16 protein-coding genes are annotated in these 14,924 nt (G+C 69.5%); 2 read left to right on the top strand and 14 right to left on the bottom strand.

The window, feature by feature from the left end; genetic code table 11:
* Positions 1–3: 3 nt before the first annotated feature.
* A complete protein-coding gene (locus tag ABD299_RS07240; RefSeq protein WP_344259682.1) occupies positions 4–588 on the bottom strand; it encodes a TetR/AcrR family transcriptional regulator in 585 nt (194 codons plus the stop codon).
* 71 nt (positions 589–659) lie between these two features.
* The gene (locus tag ABD299_RS07245; protein WP_344259683.1) at positions 660–2,207 is read right to left on the bottom strand and encodes an MFS transporter; all 1,548 of its coding nucleotides are present in this window, start codon (positions 2,205–2,207) and stop codon (positions 660–662) included.
* Positions 2,208–2,414: 207 nt separating this feature from the next.
* Between ABD299_RS07245 and ABD299_RS07250 the strand changes: the two genes are divergently transcribed.
* Complete coding sequence (locus ABD299_RS07250) at positions 2,415–3,008, top strand: DUF4291 domain-containing protein (RefSeq protein ID WP_344259684.1); 594 nt, start codon at positions 2,415–2,417, stop codon at positions 3,006–3,008.
* Between the two features lie 109 nt (positions 3,009–3,117).
* On the opposite strand, the gene ABD299_RS07255 is transcribed toward ABD299_RS07250, so the two are convergent.
* The 10 genes from ABD299_RS07255 to ABD299_RS07300 all read right to left on the bottom strand — a co-directional run bounded on the left by ABD299_RS07255 (position 3,118) and on the right by ABD299_RS07300 (position 11,702).
* Complete coding sequence (locus tag ABD299_RS07255) at positions 3,118–3,309, bottom strand: DUF397 domain-containing protein (RefSeq protein ID WP_344259685.1); 192 nt, start codon at positions 3,307–3,309, stop codon at positions 3,118–3,120.
* Complete coding sequence (locus tag ABD299_RS07260) at positions 3,306–4,187, bottom strand: helix-turn-helix domain-containing protein (protein WP_344259686.1); 882 nt, start codon at positions 4,185–4,187, stop codon at positions 3,306–3,308. Before ABD299_RS07260 ends, ABD299_RS07255 begins: the two co-directional genes overlap by 4 nt.
* A gap of 371 nt (positions 4,188–4,558) precedes the next feature.
* On the bottom strand, positions 4,559–6,610 hold the full coding sequence (locus ABD299_RS07265; RefSeq protein ID WP_344259687.1) for a GmrSD restriction endonuclease domain-containing protein: 2,052 nt from the start codon (positions 6,608–6,610) through the stop codon (positions 4,559–4,561).
* A 317-nt stretch (positions 6,611–6,927) separates the two neighbouring features.
* Positions 6,928–7,335 carry a PIN domain-containing protein gene (locus tag ABD299_RS07270; protein ID WP_344259688.1) on the bottom strand — a complete coding sequence of 136 codons (408 nt, stop codon included), beginning with the start codon at positions 7,333–7,335 and terminating at the stop codon, positions 6,928–6,930.
* Positions 7,320–7,574 (bottom strand): type II toxin-antitoxin system Phd/YefM family antitoxin, encoded by a 255-nt coding sequence (locus tag ABD299_RS07275; protein WP_344259689.1) that lies wholly within the window; start codon positions 7,572–7,574, stop codon positions 7,320–7,322. Before ABD299_RS07275 ends, ABD299_RS07270 begins: the two co-directional genes overlap by 16 nt.
* 71 nt (positions 7,575–7,645) lie before the next feature.
* Positions 7,646–8,407 (bottom strand): hypothetical protein, encoded by a 762-nt coding sequence (locus tag ABD299_RS07280; RefSeq protein ID WP_344259690.1) that lies wholly within the window; start codon positions 8,405–8,407, stop codon positions 7,646–7,648.
* Between the two features lie 114 nt (positions 8,408–8,521).
* Positions 8,522–9,061, bottom strand: a complete 540-nt coding sequence (locus ABD299_RS07285) for a hypothetical protein (protein WP_344259691.1) — start codon at positions 9,059–9,061, stop codon at positions 8,522–8,524.
* Positions 9,058–9,855, bottom strand: a complete 798-nt coding sequence (locus ABD299_RS07290; protein ID WP_344259692.1) for an outer membrane protein assembly factor BamB family protein — start codon at positions 9,853–9,855, stop codon at positions 9,058–9,060. The genes ABD299_RS07285 and ABD299_RS07290 overlap by 4 nt, the downstream gene beginning before the upstream one ends.
* 62 nt (positions 9,856–9,917) lie before the next feature.
* Complete coding sequence (locus ABD299_RS07295) at positions 9,918–11,174, bottom strand: L,D-transpeptidase (RefSeq protein ID WP_344259693.1); 1,257 nt, start codon at positions 11,172–11,174, stop codon at positions 9,918–9,920.
* A gap of 150 nt (positions 11,175–11,324) precedes the next feature.
* A complete protein-coding gene (locus ABD299_RS07300; RefSeq protein WP_344259694.1) occupies positions 11,325–11,702 on the bottom strand; it encodes a hypothetical protein in 378 nt (125 codons plus the stop codon).
* A 109-nt stretch (positions 11,703–11,811) separates the two neighbouring features.
* Here ABD299_RS07300 and ABD299_RS07305 point away from each other — a divergent pair, with 109 nt between their 5' ends.
* Positions 11,812–12,000, top strand: coding sequence for a hypothetical protein (locus ABD299_RS07305; RefSeq protein ID WP_344259695.1), 189 nt, complete (start codon positions 11,812–11,814; stop codon positions 11,998–12,000).
* 57 nt (positions 12,001–12,057) lie between these two features.
* Here the strand turns inward: ABD299_RS07305 and hutH are convergent, their stop codons facing one another.
* A complete protein-coding gene (gene hutH, locus ABD299_RS07310) occupies positions 12,058–13,632 on the bottom strand; it encodes a histidine ammonia-lyase (RefSeq protein ID WP_344259696.1) in 1,575 nt (524 codons plus the stop codon).
* Between the two features lie 87 nt (positions 13,633–13,719).
* Complete coding sequence (locus tag ABD299_RS07315) at positions 13,720–14,853, bottom strand: GGDEF domain-containing protein (protein WP_344259697.1); 1,134 nt, start codon at positions 14,851–14,853, stop codon at positions 13,720–13,722.
* Positions 14,854–14,924 lie beyond the last annotated feature (71 nt).

The following is a 14,924-nucleotide window of genomic DNA, read 5'->3' on the forward strand; positions in this document are numbered from 1 at the left end:
CCGCTATGCGTGGTCCGGGGGTGGCTCGGGGTGGAGGCCGAGGGCGTGGCGGAGGACGGCGTGGATCCGGTCGGGGTCGGCGGGGGCGTTGCCGAGGAGGAGCGCCGTGCACAGGCCGTCGGAGGTGGCGACGAGGGCGGCCACGGCGTCTGGGTCGGTGGTGAGAGCGGCGGCGAGTTCGGCGATGTTCTCCCGCCACCGCCGCGCGACCGGCCGCAGGGCGGGGCGGCGGGCGGCGAGGGTCGCCAACTCGCGTTCGGCCAGCGCTCGGTCACGTCCGGGGCCACCCGATTCGGCGATGAGCCGGGCCAGGCCGGCGAGCTTGTCACCGGGGGCGTCGATGATCTCGCGGATGCGGGCGGTGTAGGTGTCGGCGACGGTGGTCAGGGCGGCCACGAGGAGATCGTCGAGAGTGGCGAAGTAGTAGGTGCTCAGGGATGTGGTGATGCCCGCCTGCTTGGCCACCGTGCGGTGGGTGACCCCCGCCGCACCGTCGCGGGTGACGACCGCGAGGGTGGCCTCGATGATCTCGGCGCGTCGCCGCTCGCCCCGCGCACGGCGCCCGTCGACGCGCTTGCTGTCGCCCATGTTCTCTCTCCTCGGCCCGACCCCAGGGTAGGGCAGGGCTGGGAGAAGGTACGGGCACGTCGGGCGCTCGGTCAGGCGCTGACGTCGGCGTCGGCGGGGGCGGACTGGGGCTGGGGCTGTCCCAGGGGGCGTACGTGGCGGAGCCTGCTGAGGCACAGCAGGCCGGCGGCGGCGATCGCGGCGCCCGCGACGAGGGAGGCCACGTTCAGGCCGGTGGTGAAGGCCCGTTGGGCCGACTCGACGACCCCGGCCGGAAGGTCGTCGGCGAGGGAGACGGTGGCGCCGAGGCTGTCGGTGACGGCGTGCGCGGCGTCGGGCGGGAGTCCGTCGGGGAGGATGGGCAGGTGGGCGCGGTAGACGGCGGTGGTGAGGCTGCCCAGGAGAGCGACGCCGACGGCGATCCCCAGCTCCTGGACGGTCTCGGAGAGGGACGCCGCCGACCCGGACTTGGAGGACGGGGCGGCGCCGACGACCATGTCGGTGCCCAGGGCGGCAATGGCGCCCAGGCCGAGGTACACGAAGGCGAAACCGAGCGCCACGGCCACTTGGTCGCCGAGCCCTGCCGTGGCCAGCAGCGCGTAGCCGATGAGTGAGATCCCCAGGGTGGCGGCCATGACGTCGCCGGGGCGGATGCGGCGGGCGATCAGGGGGGCGCCGATCGCCGCGGCGAACATCGCCAGGGCCGGTGGCCCCATCCACAGGCCCGCGGCGAACGGCGTCAGGCCCTCGACGAGTTGAAGGTACTGAGTGACCAGGTACATCGAGCCTCCGACCCCGACCAGGCCGATGAGCAGTACGGCGAGCGCGGCGGTGAACGCCCGGTCGCCGAAGAGCCGCACATCCAGCAGCGGGTCGGTCAGGCGGCGCTGACGGCGCAGGAACACCACCCCGGCCAGGGCGCCCACCCCGGCGAACGCGACGGCGCGCGCGTCGGGGCCGTGCGCGGCGAGATGCTTGACGGCGTAGACGAGCGGCAGGATCGCCGCCAGTGACAGCCCTACGCTGCTGAGGTCCAGTCGCCCGGCGGACGGGTCGGCGTGCTCGGGCAGCAGAGCGCGCGCACTCGCCAGGACCACCACCGCGACGGGCACCGCCAGCAGAAAGGCGGCCCCCCACCAGAAGGCGTCCACCAGGAGCCCTCCCACGACGGGCCCGGCGGCCATGCCGAGGGCGAACATCGTGGCCCAGACCCCGATCGCCACCGCGCGATGCCGCGCGTCGGGGAACATGTTCGAGATCAGCGAGAGCGTGGAGGGCATGAGCGTCGCTCCGGCCACGCCCAGCAGGGCCCGCGCGAGAATGAGGAGTTCGGCGGTGGGCGCGGACGCGGCGAACACGGAGGCAACCGCGAAGGCGGCCATGCCGGTCATGAGCAGCCGGCGCCGCCCGATGCGATCCCCCAGCGTCCCCATCGTGATGAGGAATCCCGCGATGAGGAACCCGTAGGCGTCCATGATCCACAGGAGCTGCGTGGCCGAGGGCGACAGATCAGCCGCCATGCTCGGGGCCGCCAGGTACAGCACCGTCACATCCAGCCCCAGCAGCACCGTCGGCAATGCCAGGAGCCCCAGGCCCACCCACTGACGCGCCCCCGCACGCACCGTCCGATCCACTGTCATGACGACCTCCTCAGGCACACCACTTGGACGATAGTGCAAGTAGAACGCACGTACAAGTTTGACGAGAGCAGGCACGGACCGACCCGCTCAGGCCGAAGGCGAAAGGCAAGACGAGCCGCGCTCGGCGCGGAACGGAGGAGCGTGCCGCGCCCGGTCCGGTCGAAAACCGGTGGCCGGAGGGGGTGGGGCGGGCTCACGCTGGGGCCCATGGAAGAACCGCGACGCAGGATCCGTGCGCTGCGCACGGCGTCCACGATCACCGTCTATCAGGCGTATGCCCCGGCGATCGGTGGGCCCGCAGCTCGCCAGGGCCGCTTCCCCACGACGTGGAAGCGCGACCGGATGACGTGGATCAAGCCGTCCTTCCTGTGGATGATGTACCGCTGCGGCTGGGCCACCAAGGCCGGGCAGGAGACCGTCCTGGCCATCGAGATCACCCGGGACGGGTTCGAGTGGGCGTTGCGTCACGCCTGCCTGTCGAGCCACGTCCCCGGACTGCATCCCGATCGCGCGGCCTGGCAGCGTGAGTTGAAGCGCGCGCCCGCTCGTGTCCAGTGGGACCCCGAACGGGACCTGCACCTGCGGCCGTTGCCGTATCGGTCGCTACAACTCGGCCTCTCCGGGGAGGCCGTACGCCGCTACGCGGACGAGTGGATCAGGTCCATTCGCGACGTGACCCCACTCGCCCGAGAGATTCACGCCCACGTCAGCCGTGGCGACCTGGACTCCGCCGCCCGGCTCCTGCCGCAGGAACACCCCTATCCCGCTGATGCCGGGCTCCTTGCCCATCTGCGCGGCTGAGACGGTGTTCGCGAGGACCCTCGGCTGTCCTGCGGCACAGCGACGGCCCTGCCTCACGTGGGGCAGGGCCGTTCCCGCGGCGCCCGGTTGCGGGCGGGCGGCGGACCGTTCAGAGTGCGGACGTGAAGCCCACGAACGACGTCCAGCTCTCGCGGCCGACCGTGAAGGCCGGGCGGGCCAGGTCCTTGGAGTCCCGTACGTGGATGGCCTGTTCGGCGATCGCGACCTCCACGCAGTCGTCGCCCTGGGTACCGCTGTAGCTGGACTTGAACCAGGCGAGTTCCGTCGTGCCGCTGCTCATCGCTCTCCTCGGAGTCGCTCCAGCAGGTCCCTGGATTCCTTGGGGTTCAGGGCCTGTGAGCGCAGTGTTTCATAGCGCTGGCAGAGCAGTCTCATCTCTTTCACGTCGGAGATGAGCCGCCCGTTCTGCTGGCCTTCGGAGTAGCCGAGACGCCGCCCCTCCGGGGTCTCCAGGATCCGTACGGGCCCGTCCAGGCAGCCGTGGAACTCCAGGTCGAGCGGCACCACCTGGAGCGTCACGTTGCGCGGGGCGGTGAGCTCCAGGACGTGGTCCAGCATGCCCGGGTGCACCCGCGCCCCGCCCAGCCTGCGGCGGAAAACCGACTCCTCCACGATGAAGCTGAACGGCACGGTCGGCCGCTCCCGCATCATCGCCTGCCGTTCCAGCCTGGCGGTGAGCTGAGCCCGGGTCTGCTCCTCGGTCAGGATCGGGATGCTGTTGTCGAAGACCGCGCGTGCGTAGGCCTCCGACTGCAACAGCCCGGGCAGCAGGCGGCATTCATAGGTGCACAGGCTCACCGCCTCCCGTTCCAGCCGGGCCCAGCGGCGGAACCACGCCGCCAGGCCCGGCTCGCCACGGGTGAGATGCCGGGCGGCCCGCCGCAGGGCGCCGGTGTTGCCGAGGGCTTCCTCCGCGCGTTCCACGAACGCCTCGTCCGGCATGCGGCGGCCCAGCTCGATGGACTCCACGGTGTGTTTGGAGTACCGCACGCGCATGCCGAGTTCGGCACGGGTGAGGCCCGCGTGTTCGCGCAGGGCCTGGACGACCGCTCCGAACGTGCGCAGGCTGTCCGACGGGTGCGGTTCACGCTCCCACTCCCCGGCCGGAACCGACCGCATGCCGACAACCCGGGCCTCACCATCTCCGACGATGTCCATCCGTCGCCTTCTCTCCGCGTCTCACCGCGACGAGCTCTCGCGCTCGCGCGCCAACCCGTCCAGAGTGGCGCCAAACCGGACACGCTGTCCACTCTTCGTGTCCGTACGCTGACTCCGCGTACGGGGCGTGTGGTTCGCGGCTCGACAGGACGGCTCGACCCGAGGGGAACGGTAGGCGGGTGAGGTCCCTCGGGGCTGATGACGGTCCGGGGGCACCAGCTACTGAGCCAATCGCCGACGTGCGCAGCGGTATCGAAGGATCCACGGGTGTCACCAAGCCGCAGCCGCCCGGCGGCATACCCCTCAGGGCTGTTCTCGTCGCCGGCGACCGACGAACGCCTACGGCGACTTCCCCTCCCGGCTCGCTGTTGTCAGAGTGATGAGCCAGAACCCCCTTCAACGATTCTCGCCAGATCAGTCAGCCCGAAGTGGAACTTCTTGCCGGCTCGTCCGTTCACTCCAAAACCAACTCCTTCTGCCTCCAGCAACTGGATCTGCTCAACCGGACTTTCTATCCCCAAAGATAGAGTCGCGGGGATCGACCCGTCACTTCTCAGAACACGGTGTCTATTTGGAAGTGGATACTCCACCAGCCACTTACTGACTGTGCGCCGGTGCGTACCGGCGACTTGAGCCACCGCCAGATAGTTGGTCCAACGCCCACTAGGAATCTCACTCAGCACTTGACGCACGGCAGCGAGCTTCGGGCTTTGCGGCTCCAACGGAATGCTATCATCTGGACCGGGCCAGATCTTCACAGCAAGATCAGCCAGCTCCTCACTTCGCTGATGTATCTCGGAAACACCCCAGCGAGGTTCACGCGCGATCCTGAGGTTCATGGACAATCCACTCTCCGCCAAGATCTGCTTCTTGTCCTCGAAGGATTTATTCGAGAGCTTCCCATTATACGCAGAGAGGGTCAAATTACCGATTGTGTGAACGACCCGCTCGTGAAGCTCTTCAATCGAAGTATCCTCATCGAGGTCGGACTCCAGGACTTGCCGCCACTCTTTTGTTAGCGTCTGGGGCAAAACGTGCTCTATGGTGAGATCAGAAGCGGCAAAATCCAACTTCTCTGTGCGGCCAATACCTTCCTCCAGGCAACGCAAGACAAAGTGCTTCTGCCACTCTTTTCCACGCCAGTAGAAAGGCTGCTCTAGCATAGCTGAGCGAACAGCGTCATCAGTGGGGAAACGTCCTCGCTGGCGAGTTAAAATGCGGGTCACTGTCTTAACACTGGGCGTTTCACCATCCAGGGAAGCAACGAGATCGCTCAACATCACATTATTCCCTGCCCTCCCTACACCTACAACCATTTGACGAACGAGATAGCTTTCCACAACTCGCAGAATGTCCGAGACCTCTTGAGAGTCAAGGTCACCCTCTTCATAAGACAGAAGAGTGCGCAGCGTTATTGGATACACTACCGTAGCCCGCCATCGGTGCAGCCGATCCAGAGCCTCTCTAATTTTCGGATCCGACTCGCTCTCAGGTACCAAAATTCTCTTAAATATGAGCGCCATTCGGTGCAGGCCAGCGACCCATTCCTCTACTTCTTCTTCCGATCCCAATAGATCCAGATACTTTTGCTGCTCCCGGTAGAGGGAGTGTTGAGTTGCCCGCTTCTTCTTGAGGACGAGGTCCAGCCAAATAAGGTCTACCAGCTGCTGATTATTGAGTTGCGTCTGAATGGGGAGCCACTGCTGCTCATAGACCCTTTGAGCAATGGTGGGAAGACGCATGAAGATGTAGTTACGCAGCAGATCGGCCTGCGTAAGCTTGAGCCCTGTGTTATTCAGAGACTCAAATATGCGATACACGTTGTCGCCCACTTGAGCTGCAATCAACACAAAGGAGAGTCGACTCACCACCAACTGCTCGATTTTCTGAACCGCAGACTCCGAGGGTTCTCCATCTGTAGTCAACAGATGCTCAAGACGCCCTCGAAAAAATCTGTAGGCGTTCCCTATCGCATCTTCACCACCGGCAGTGGGGCTTTTTTCCAGAAGTGCAATCCAGGCCTGCCTGTCTGCCTGGGTCGGCAGAAGTGTATACCTCTCAGGAGACTGCGAGAACTCGTTCTTCAGATAATGGACGTCAATCTTACGTTCGAGTTGTGGGAAAGAATCATGACAGTAGTCGCGGAGCGCGCACAGCAGAACACTTAGAGTCGTTATGCGCTGCTGGCCATCGACGACGAGCCAACTCTGGATTCCAGAAGCTGTACCATTTGGACTTGGCGCAATGACAATAGAGCCCAGAAAATGCCCGTCATCGCTATCTGAATCCAGAAGCTCCGTTATGTCCGACCACAACTGGCTCAGCTGATCACGCTTCCAGCTATAGGTTCTCTGATAGAGGGGCACGACATATCGCCTCTCCCCCTGAAGCAGATCTCTAAGCACTGTTTCATTTGCCCGCATGACACACCCCGATCGGGTCCGAACTGACACTGCGCCGTCACAGCATATCGGCCCGTCCTACTGTGCGCAGCGAGTCTGCGAAACCCACCCCACAGTCGGGCACGCGACACTCGCTTCCGCCATACACGCACCGCCAGAACTCCGCCTGCGCGGCGTCAACACACGGACCCCCCTCAAGGCGCCTGACCCGCAGCCAACAGACCGTCACCCTCAGCCTCCCAATCGGGCATGAATCCAGAAGGATGGGAGGTAGATGATCTTGAATCGCCGGGCTACATAATCCCCATAGGTTTACCTGTGTGGAAACCTTGGCAGCATCACGAGCTCGAGAAGAGGGAGTGCACACCCGGCAGCTCATCGAACCCAGCCTTGCCATCTGCCGTGACAAGGGTTCGCGCCGTCGCGGCAGCCGTGGCCGCAATGATGAGGTCATGCGCTCCTCGGGGCCTGCCCTCGCGACGCACATGGGCCAACAATCGGGCGTGCACTCGAGCCACGTCTGCGGTGTAGTCCTCGACAGGGAGAAGTGCCCGTACCCCGTCAACGAACTCCTGGCGTCGCGCACGCCTAGATCCATCCGCGAGCTCCACACCGAACTGGAGCTCAGCGACAGTAACTGCAGCGATCGTGACATCATCGTCTGTCTCCAGCAAGGAAACGAGCCCCGCGCGGTCCCGTTCGGCGCGGATGAGTACCCCGGTGTCGAGGATCAGTCGTCGTGCCACGTGGCACTCATCTCATCGGTGAGACCATCCCTCGCGGACAAAACGTCCGTGCCAAACTCCTCATCCACCTGGAAGGACATCAGGAAATCTCTTATCCCTGCACCATTGCCGGGCGGAGCCGGCGCCAAGGTGGCCAGTCGTCGGCCTCCTCGAGTGATCACAATGGTTTCACCTCGTTCCGCTCTGTCCAGCACGGAGGCAAAGTTTCGCGACACCTCGGTCGCGGTCATTGTCTTCATGGCATCAGAGTATCTGATCCTTGCAGGCAAGGCCACCGATGCGCTGCCCCACCACCTCGTGGCCGGCCGCCTCAGAGACCCAGGCGGGTGCGGAGGGCGTCCATGTGGATGGTCTCGTCCTCGGAGGGGAGGCTGATCTCCACCGGGTCACCGAAGGAGTCGTAGACGCTGGTGCTCTCGCGGCCGTCGTAGAGGGAGTCGAGGCGCAGGAGATAGGGCTCGCCCTCGGCGGCGATGTGGTAGGTGTCCTCGTTGCCCTGCTGCTTCACCACCAGCGTGGTGGTGGGGACGCCGTCCACCTCCCCGGCCTCGCCGGACGCCCCGGAGGCGTCGATCTTGTAGACGAAGCCGCAGTCGCCGCCGGGCACCTCGTTGACCACGTAGTGGTCGGCCAGGTCCTCGGGGATGTCCGGGTCCTCGCCCATCTGCCGCAGCTGGACCTCGAACAGGCTCATGCTGCTGTAGAGGTAGCCGTCGGCGCCGCAGTACATCTCGCCGTGGGGCAGTTCCTCGGTGCGGTATTCGAGGCGCACGCCGACCTCGGGGTCGGACCAGCCCTCCTGCTGTCCGCCGCCCAGGGCGGTGGTGGTGCCGGAGACGTGGAACGTGGTGCTGCTCATCGCCTCGTTGACCGCCTCGATCAGTTCGGCGGGGTCGTCCCCACCGGCGGCGTCCCCGGCGTCCCCGGCGTCCCCCGCCTTCGCGGCGTCGTCGGCGGGTGTTCCGGCGGAGTCGTCGTCCTGGCCGCCGCAGGCGGTGGCCAGGAGAACGGCCGCGGTGGCGGCGGCCAGAGCGGCGGTGCGGCGCGTGCGGCGGCGCGTACGGTGCGTCATGGTGGGTCCCCCCTGCGCAGTGGCTGGGCTCTTGTGATGAGCTGTCCGTAACCTACCGGACACGCCGCGGCGTAGGACGGGTGGGGTTCCACCGGGGCCGCACCCGCGAGCGGGTCAGCAGGTGCTGCTGCCCGCCGGGCGCGACATGACGAAGGGGTGGGTCCGGGCGGGCGCGGAGTCGTCCCGTTCGTTCACGTAGCGGTCCGTCATCAGGTAGTCCCCGGCCGTGGACAGGTGGGTGATGCGGCCCTCCGGCGCCCTGAGGCAGGTCAGCAGTTCACCGGTCCCTGGGTCGAAGCGCAGCAGCGCGGCGCGTTCCTCCTCCCAGCGGTCCGAGGTGACCCAGACCGCGTCGGAGGTGACGGCCGCGCTGCGGAAGGTCTCCGATCCGGCCGTGTTCAGCGCGGCCTCGGTGTCCCAGCGGAAGGAACGGTCGACCGGGTCGGTGGCGTACAGCCGGAAGGTGCCGGACCCCATGCCGAGCCGGACGTCGACCGGAGGAAGCCCTTCGGTGTCCGGGCGCGGCTCGCCTTCCCCGAGCGGCACCGGCTGCCCGTCCTGGCCGATCCACCAGAACAGCGGGCTCGCTCCCCCGGTGCTGCCCGTCGGGTAGAACGTCAGGAGGTCGCAGACCTTGGCGACGCAGCCGCTCACGTCGAGGCCGGGCTGCTGGACGCCGGGCTCGTCGGGGGACGGCCACTCGGGGGCATCTCCGGTTCCAGGACGGATATCTCCTCGCCGGTCCTGGGGTGGAAGGTGCGGATCCTCTCCTGCTCGCAGTACTCCTGCACGACGACGGCGTGGGACGCGGCCCACTGGCGCCCGGACTCCCCGCAGGACCACTCACGTTCCCACAGCGGGCGCCCGTCGCCGGCGTCGAAGGCCCACAGGCCGCCGAGCCTGGCCACCAGCGCGACCGGGCTCCCGCCTCCGGGGACGATCAGCAGCCGGTCGTCCTCGTCCGGGTCCCGCCGGTCCGACCAGCCTCCGCCCGGGGAGCGCGGGCTCTCCGCCCGCCAGTCGACGGCACCGGTGCGGGCGTCGACGGCGATCAGCGCGCCGTCGCTCCACAGGGAGACGACCAGGGGCGCGTCGCCCGGGCGGTCCGCGACGGCGATGGTGTTCAGCGTGCTGTCGCGCGCGTAGGACCAGTAGGCGGGCGGATCCTCCGGGGCCTCCAGCGGTTCGGCCCACACCCGGTCCTCCGCGCCGAGCACCCGCAGCCTGTCGTCGGCGAGCAGGGGGATCGAGGGGAGTGCCACCTCGAATCCGTCGGTGGGCTCCTCCACGCGCGGCGGGTAGCTGCCGGCGGCCTCGGTGACGGTCTCCTGGGGCGTGCCGGGTCCCCGGTCCACGCATCCGCCGAGCGTCATCGCCGTCATCGTCATCGTCATCGCCGCGGCGATGCGGGTACGGGACGTTCGCCCGCCGGGTCCCCCTCGGAGCATGGCGGGATTCTACGGCAGCCCGGCGGCTCCGAACTCCCGCCCGGGGGCGGCGGGTTGCCTGCTCAGGGGGTGGTGAGTGCGCTGCCGGCGATCCACTGGTGCCAGGGCATGTTCCAGCCGTTGAGGCCGTTGTCCGGGGCCATTTCGCGGTCCGGGGAGTTGATGACCGTGACGACGTCGCCGAGGAGGGAGTTGTCGTAGAACCAGGCGCCGTCCTGGGTCTCGTCCCAGGCGCCCTGGACGTCGGCCAGGCCGATGCAGCCGTGGCTGGCGTTGACGGCGCCGAAGGTCTCCGGGCCGCTCCAGTAGTTGCCGTGGATGAAGGTGCCCGAGCTGGACAGCCGCATGGCGTGCGGGACGTCCTTGATGTCGTACTCGCCCTCGCCGTCGTCGTCGGTGAATCCGACGGTGGCGCCGTTCATGCGGGTCTCGCGGTGCTTCTCGGATATCACCATCTGCCCGTTGTACGTGGGGTTCTCGTCGCTGCCCGCCGATATCGGCAGGGTGCGCAGGACCTGTCCGTCGCGGACCACGGTCATCTGCTTGGTCCGCGCGTCCACGGTGCTGACCTGGGAGCGGCCGACGGTGAAGGAGAAGGTGCGGTCCTGGATTCCGGTGACGCCGGGTGCGCCCTGAAGGCCGTCGAAGTCGAGGTCGACGGTGACCTCCGTGCCGGCGGCCCAGTACTCCTGGGGGCGGAAGTCGAGGCGGGTTCCGGAGAACCAGTGGCCGGTGACCTCCTGGCCGCTGCTGGTGTTGATCTCGACGGCTGCCTCGACGGCGGCCTTCTCGGTGATCTCCTTGTCGAAGTTCAGCGAGACGGGCATTCCGACGCCGACGGTGGAGCCGTCCTCGGGGGTGAAGTGGCCGATGAAGCTGTTGTCCGGGGAGACGGTGCGGAAGGTGACGTTCTCGTACGCGGTGCGGCCCTCGGCGTCCACCGCGCGGACGGCGAGCCGGTAGCCGGTGGCGCGCTCCAGCCTGTCGTCGGGCTGCCAGCGGGTGCGGTCGGCGGACAGACTGCCGGCGACGGTGTCGCCGCTGTCGACGGCGGTCAGCCGGACCGCGTCCAGAGTGCCGTCGGCGACGGAGACCTGGACACCGTCGTTGAGGCCGACGTTGTCGGCGTCGTCGTCGGGGGTGATGGTGATGCGGGCGGCGGAGGCCGGGGCGGCCGCCTCCCGTGCTTCGGTGCCGCCGCCCGACGGCGGGGTGTCGTCACCGGCGGTGCCGCAGGCAGTGAGCGCCAGCACCCCTCCGAGCAGCAGTACCGTCGCGGGCCGTGCCGCGTGCCGCGCGCGGCGCTTGCCGTCCCTCATCAGTTGACCGCTCCATCCGTCCGGGGATCCGGGCAATACGTCCAGATATACGGAAGGTAACGCAAACGGCCCCGCGGACGGCGGGCAATACGGCCGAATGTGGGATGAGTAACGCGGCCCGGCCGCGGCGGGCCGGGCGGGGCGGCCGGCTCACCGACGGCCGTGCGGGCCGCCGTTGTCCTCGTCCCTGGCGGGGTCCTCGTCCCACAGGCCGTCGAGTTCGTCGAGGCCGTCCAGGAGGTCGCTCTCGACGTCGTCGAGGCCGAGGGCGTGCTCGCTGCTCCAGGTGGCCTGCGCGAGTTCCACCCCGGGGATCCGGCTGACCAGGGTGGCCGGGTCGACGAGGAAGGCGAGGGCCTCCGCGGCGTCGTCGCGGACGGCATCGGCCGCGCGGCGGCGCTGCTCGGCGGGCATGAGGTCGTCGGCCTCGATGCGCTCCCGGGCCGCCCCGGTGATCCCCGCGGCGTCGGTGACGTCGAGCAGCATCTCGACACGCAGCCGGAGCGGGCCTGATCCGATGTCTGTCATGGAACGGAGAGTAGGCGTCCTGGCGTCCCGGACTTCCCCGCGACCCGCGCCGGGCCGTAACATCGCTCTCCACGCCGCCGATACGCAGCAACACCCCGGGAGCCCCCCCGTGCCCGAACATCGCCGCGCGACCAACCGTCGTCCGCTCCTCACCGGTGTCGCCGCCGGTGGGGTGCTGTGCGCCGTGTGGCTCATGCCCTCCGCCTACGCCGACAACGAGCGTCCGGCGCCCTCCCAAGGGGAGCAGCAGCCGTCCTCGGAGGACATCAGACCGGCGGGGGCGCCGGCGGCGGACTGATCGCGGCTCCGGTCGCCGCGCCGCCCGCCCGGGGCGGCACCCGCACGGGGGCGGGTGTCATTCGAGCGGGCCGGTGGCGGCCTCGGCCGCCCGCACCAGCGCCCCGGAGCGCACGAACTCCTCGGCGAGCAGGAGGTCCGGAGCCAGGTAGTGGTCCGGGCCGGCTCCGCGCACCCCGGATGCCCGCAGCGCGGCGATGACCGCCTCCGCGGCGGCGCCGGGCACGTACCCCTGGGCGCGCAGGCCGTCCCTCAGCTCCAGTGCCCGGGTGGCCGCGCAGAGCTCGACGGCGACCACGCGGGTGAGCCCGTCGACGGCGGTGCGCAGCTTGCGCGCCGCGGACCAGCCCATCGAGACGTGGTCCTCCTGCATGGCGGACGACGGAATGGAGTCGGCGGAGGCGGGGACGGCGAGCCGCTTGAGTTCGGAGACCAGCGCGGCCTGGGTGTACTGGGCGATCATCAGCCCGGAGTCCACGCCGGGGTCGTCGGCCAGGAACGGCGGCAGGCCGTGCGACCGGTTCTTGTCCAGCAGGCGGTCGGTGCGGCGCTCGGTGATCGAGGCCAGGTCGGCGGCGGTGATGGCGAGGAAGTCCAGCACGTAGGCCACGGGAGCGCCGTGGAAGTTGCCGTTGGACTCCACCCGTCCGGGGCCGGTGTCACCCGGCAGCAGGACGACGGGGTTGTCGACCGCGGCGGCCAGTTCGCGTCCGGCGACAGTGCGGGCGTGGGCGAGGGTGTCGCGGCCGGCGCCGGCGACCTGGGGTGCGCAGCGCACCGAGTAGGCGTCCTGGACGCGGGGGGCGTCGTCCTGGTGGTGGCCGGTGAGCCCGGAGCCGGCCAGGACCGCGCGCATGTTGCGGGCGCTGGCGGCCTGGCCGGGGTGGGGGCGGATGGCGTGCAGTTCGGGCGCCAGTACCCGGTCGGTGCCCAGCAGCGCCTCCAGGGTGAGGGCTGCGGTGACGTCGGCGGAGGTGAACAGCCTGCCGAGGTCGGCGCAGGCCATGGCGAGCATGCCGAGCATCCCGTCGGTGCCGTTGAGGAGGGCGAGCCCTTCCTTCTCGGCCAGTTCGAGGGGTTCGATGCCGTGGGCGGCGAGCAGCTCGGCGGCGGGGCGGACGGTGCCGTCGGGGCCCTCGGCCTCTCCTTCGCCCATGAGGGTGAGTGCGCAGTGCGACAGCGGGGCGAGGTCGCCGGAACAGCCGAGCGAGCCGTACTCGTGCACGACGGGGGTGATGCCGGCGTTGAGGACGTCGGCGAGGGTGCGGGCGACCAGCGGGCGGACCCCGGTGTGCCCGGAGGCGAGGGTCTTCAGCCGCAGGAACATCAGCGCGCGGACGACCTCGCGTTCGACCCGCGGGCCCATGCCGGCGGCGTGCGAGCGGACGATGTTGCGCTGGAGGCGGCCGCGCAGCCCGGGGTCGATGTGCCGCACGGCCAGTGCGCCGAAGCCGGTGGAGACGCCGTAGACCGGGTCGGTGCGGGCGGCCAGGTCGTCGATGACGCGCCGGGAGGCGGCGAGGGCAGCCAGCGCGTCCTCGCCCAGTTCGACCCGGGCGCCGCCGCGGGCGACGGCGACGACGTCGTCCAGCGAGGTCCCGGAGGTTCCCACCACCACGTTGTGCATAGTCATATGCAGGACCTTAGACAGTGAATCGATTCCTGTCATCGCGCGGGCCGCGCGGTGAGGTGCTCCGTGGTGTGCCCGGTGCCGGGGCTCTCATTCACGGCCGCGCAGCGCGCGGCGGTCGGCGGTGCTCGCGGGGGTGTCGGCGAGCCGCACGACCTGGTCCTCGGGGCCGTACCGGCCTGCCACCACCGGTACCGCCGAGCGCAGGTCCTTGGCCCGGTACTGGGCGGCATCGGCGAGCCGGAACAGCCGCCGGGCGGAGTGCAGAGGGCCTATGTCCTCGCCGGTGGAGGCCACCCCGCAGGCCACGCCGTCGCCCGGTTCGAGCCGCGCGGCCCGCTCGCACACCTCCTCGGCCACCCGCACCACGTCGGCGGCCTCGGCGCCGACCACCAGCAGGCAGAACTCGTCGCCGCCGAGCCGGGCGGCCAGCGCGCCGGGCAGTTTGGCACCGCACATGGCCAGGACCGACCCGAAGCGCTCCAGCAGCCGGTCACCGGTGCCGTGGCCGAGGGTGTCGTTGACCCGTTTGAGGCCGTTGACATCGCACACCACCAGGCTGAGGACGGCCCCGGTGGCGCGGTGCTCGGCCAGCGCCTCGTCCAGCCGGGCGTCGACGGCCCGCCGGTTGGCCAGCCCCGTCAGCGGGTCGGTGAAGGCGAGCCGGCGGACCTCCTCCAGCCGTTCGTGCTGCACTATCCCGGCCGCGACGACCGCCGCCAGCACGCCCGCGAAGTCGGCGTCCCGGGGGCCGAAGACCGGGGCCCCGGGCGCGCGCGCCACATACAGCTCCCCCCAGACCCGGCCGTCCAGCACGACGGGCGCCACCACGCAGCAGCCCCGGCCGCGCCGCCGCAGGGACGCGCGGCGGGCGGGAGAGATCCCCCCGTCCGCCGGGTCCGGGCAGGCGGTCTCCACCCAGGCCCGCGGGGCGCCGCCGCGGGGCGCCGCCCCGCCGAGGAGGCCCGTCACCTCGGGATAGTCGTGCACCGGGTAGGACTCGTCCACCGGGTGCGGCTCCTCGCCGGCGGCCAGCTCACCGCAGTTGGCCAGCACCCTCAGCCTGCCGCGCTCCCGCTCCCAGACCGACAGCGCGGCGAAGGAGCCGTCCATGGCGCGGCGCGCGCCGGACGCGGCGGCGTCCGCCAGCTCCCGCAGCCCCTGCGCCGCGGCCATGCCGTGCGCCACCTCGACGACGGCGCACAGCCGAGTGTCCTCACCCATACGCCCCAGAGTATGGGCGTGTCCCCGGTTCGGGCTCTCCCGGCTACTCCCCGGGCCGTTACCGCGCGTGA

It is taken from the genome of Streptomyces sodiiphilus, from assembly GCF_039529215.1.
Lineage (GTDB): Bacteria > Actinomycetota > Actinomycetes > Streptomycetales > Streptomycetaceae > Streptomyces > Streptomyces sodiiphilus.

Excerpts from the sequence above, each read along its gene's own strand:
- ABD299_RS07295 (WP_344259693.1), bottom strand. The coding sequence starts at position 11,174 with ATGAGGGACGGCAAGCGCCGCGCGCGGCACGCGGCACGGCCCGCGACG.
- ABD299_RS07260 (WP_344259686.1), bottom strand. The coding sequence starts at position 4,187 with ATGGACATCGTCGGAGATGGTGAGGCCCGGGTTGTCGGCATGCGGTCG.
- ABD299_RS07245 (WP_344259683.1), bottom strand. The coding sequence starts at position 2,207 with ATGACAGTGGATCGGACGGTGCGTGCGGGGGCGCGTCAGTGGGTGGGC.
- ABD299_RS07290 (WP_344259692.1), bottom strand. The coding sequence starts at position 9,855 with ATGCTCCGAGGGGGACCCGGCGGGCGAACGTCCCGTACCCGCATCGCC.
- ABD299_RS07315 (WP_344259697.1), bottom strand. The coding sequence starts at position 14,853 with ATGGGTGAGGACACTCGGCTGTGCGCCGTCGTCGAGGTGGCGCACGGC.
- ABD299_RS07275 (WP_344259689.1), bottom strand. The coding sequence starts at position 7,574 with ATGAAGACAATGACCGCGACCGAGGTGTCGCGAAACTTTGCCTCCGTG.
- hutH (WP_344259696.1), bottom strand. The coding sequence starts at position 13,632 with ATGACTATGCACAACGTGGTGGTGGGAACCTCCGGGACCTCGCTGGAC.
- ABD299_RS07250 (WP_344259684.1), top strand. The coding sequence starts at position 2,415 with ATGGAAGAACCGCGACGCAGGATCCGTGCGCTGCGCACGGCGTCCACG.
- ABD299_RS07255 (WP_344259685.1), bottom strand. The coding sequence starts at position 3,309 with ATGAGCAGCGGCACGACGGAACTCGCCTGGTTCAAGTCCAGCTACAGC.
- ABD299_RS07265 (WP_344259687.1), bottom strand. The coding sequence starts at position 6,610 with ATGCGGGCAAATGAAACAGTGCTTAGAGATCTGCTTCAGGGGGAGAGG.
- ABD299_RS07300 (WP_344259694.1), bottom strand. The coding sequence starts at position 11,702 with ATGACAGACATCGGATCAGGCCCGCTCCGGCTGCGTGTCGAGATGCTG.
- ABD299_RS07280 (WP_344259690.1), bottom strand. The coding sequence starts at position 8,407 with ATGACGCACCGTACGCGCCGCCGCACGCGCCGCACCGCCGCTCTGGCC.
- ABD299_RS07240 (WP_344259682.1), bottom strand. The coding sequence starts at position 588 with ATGGGCGACAGCAAGCGCGTCGACGGGCGCCGTGCGCGGGGCGAGCGG.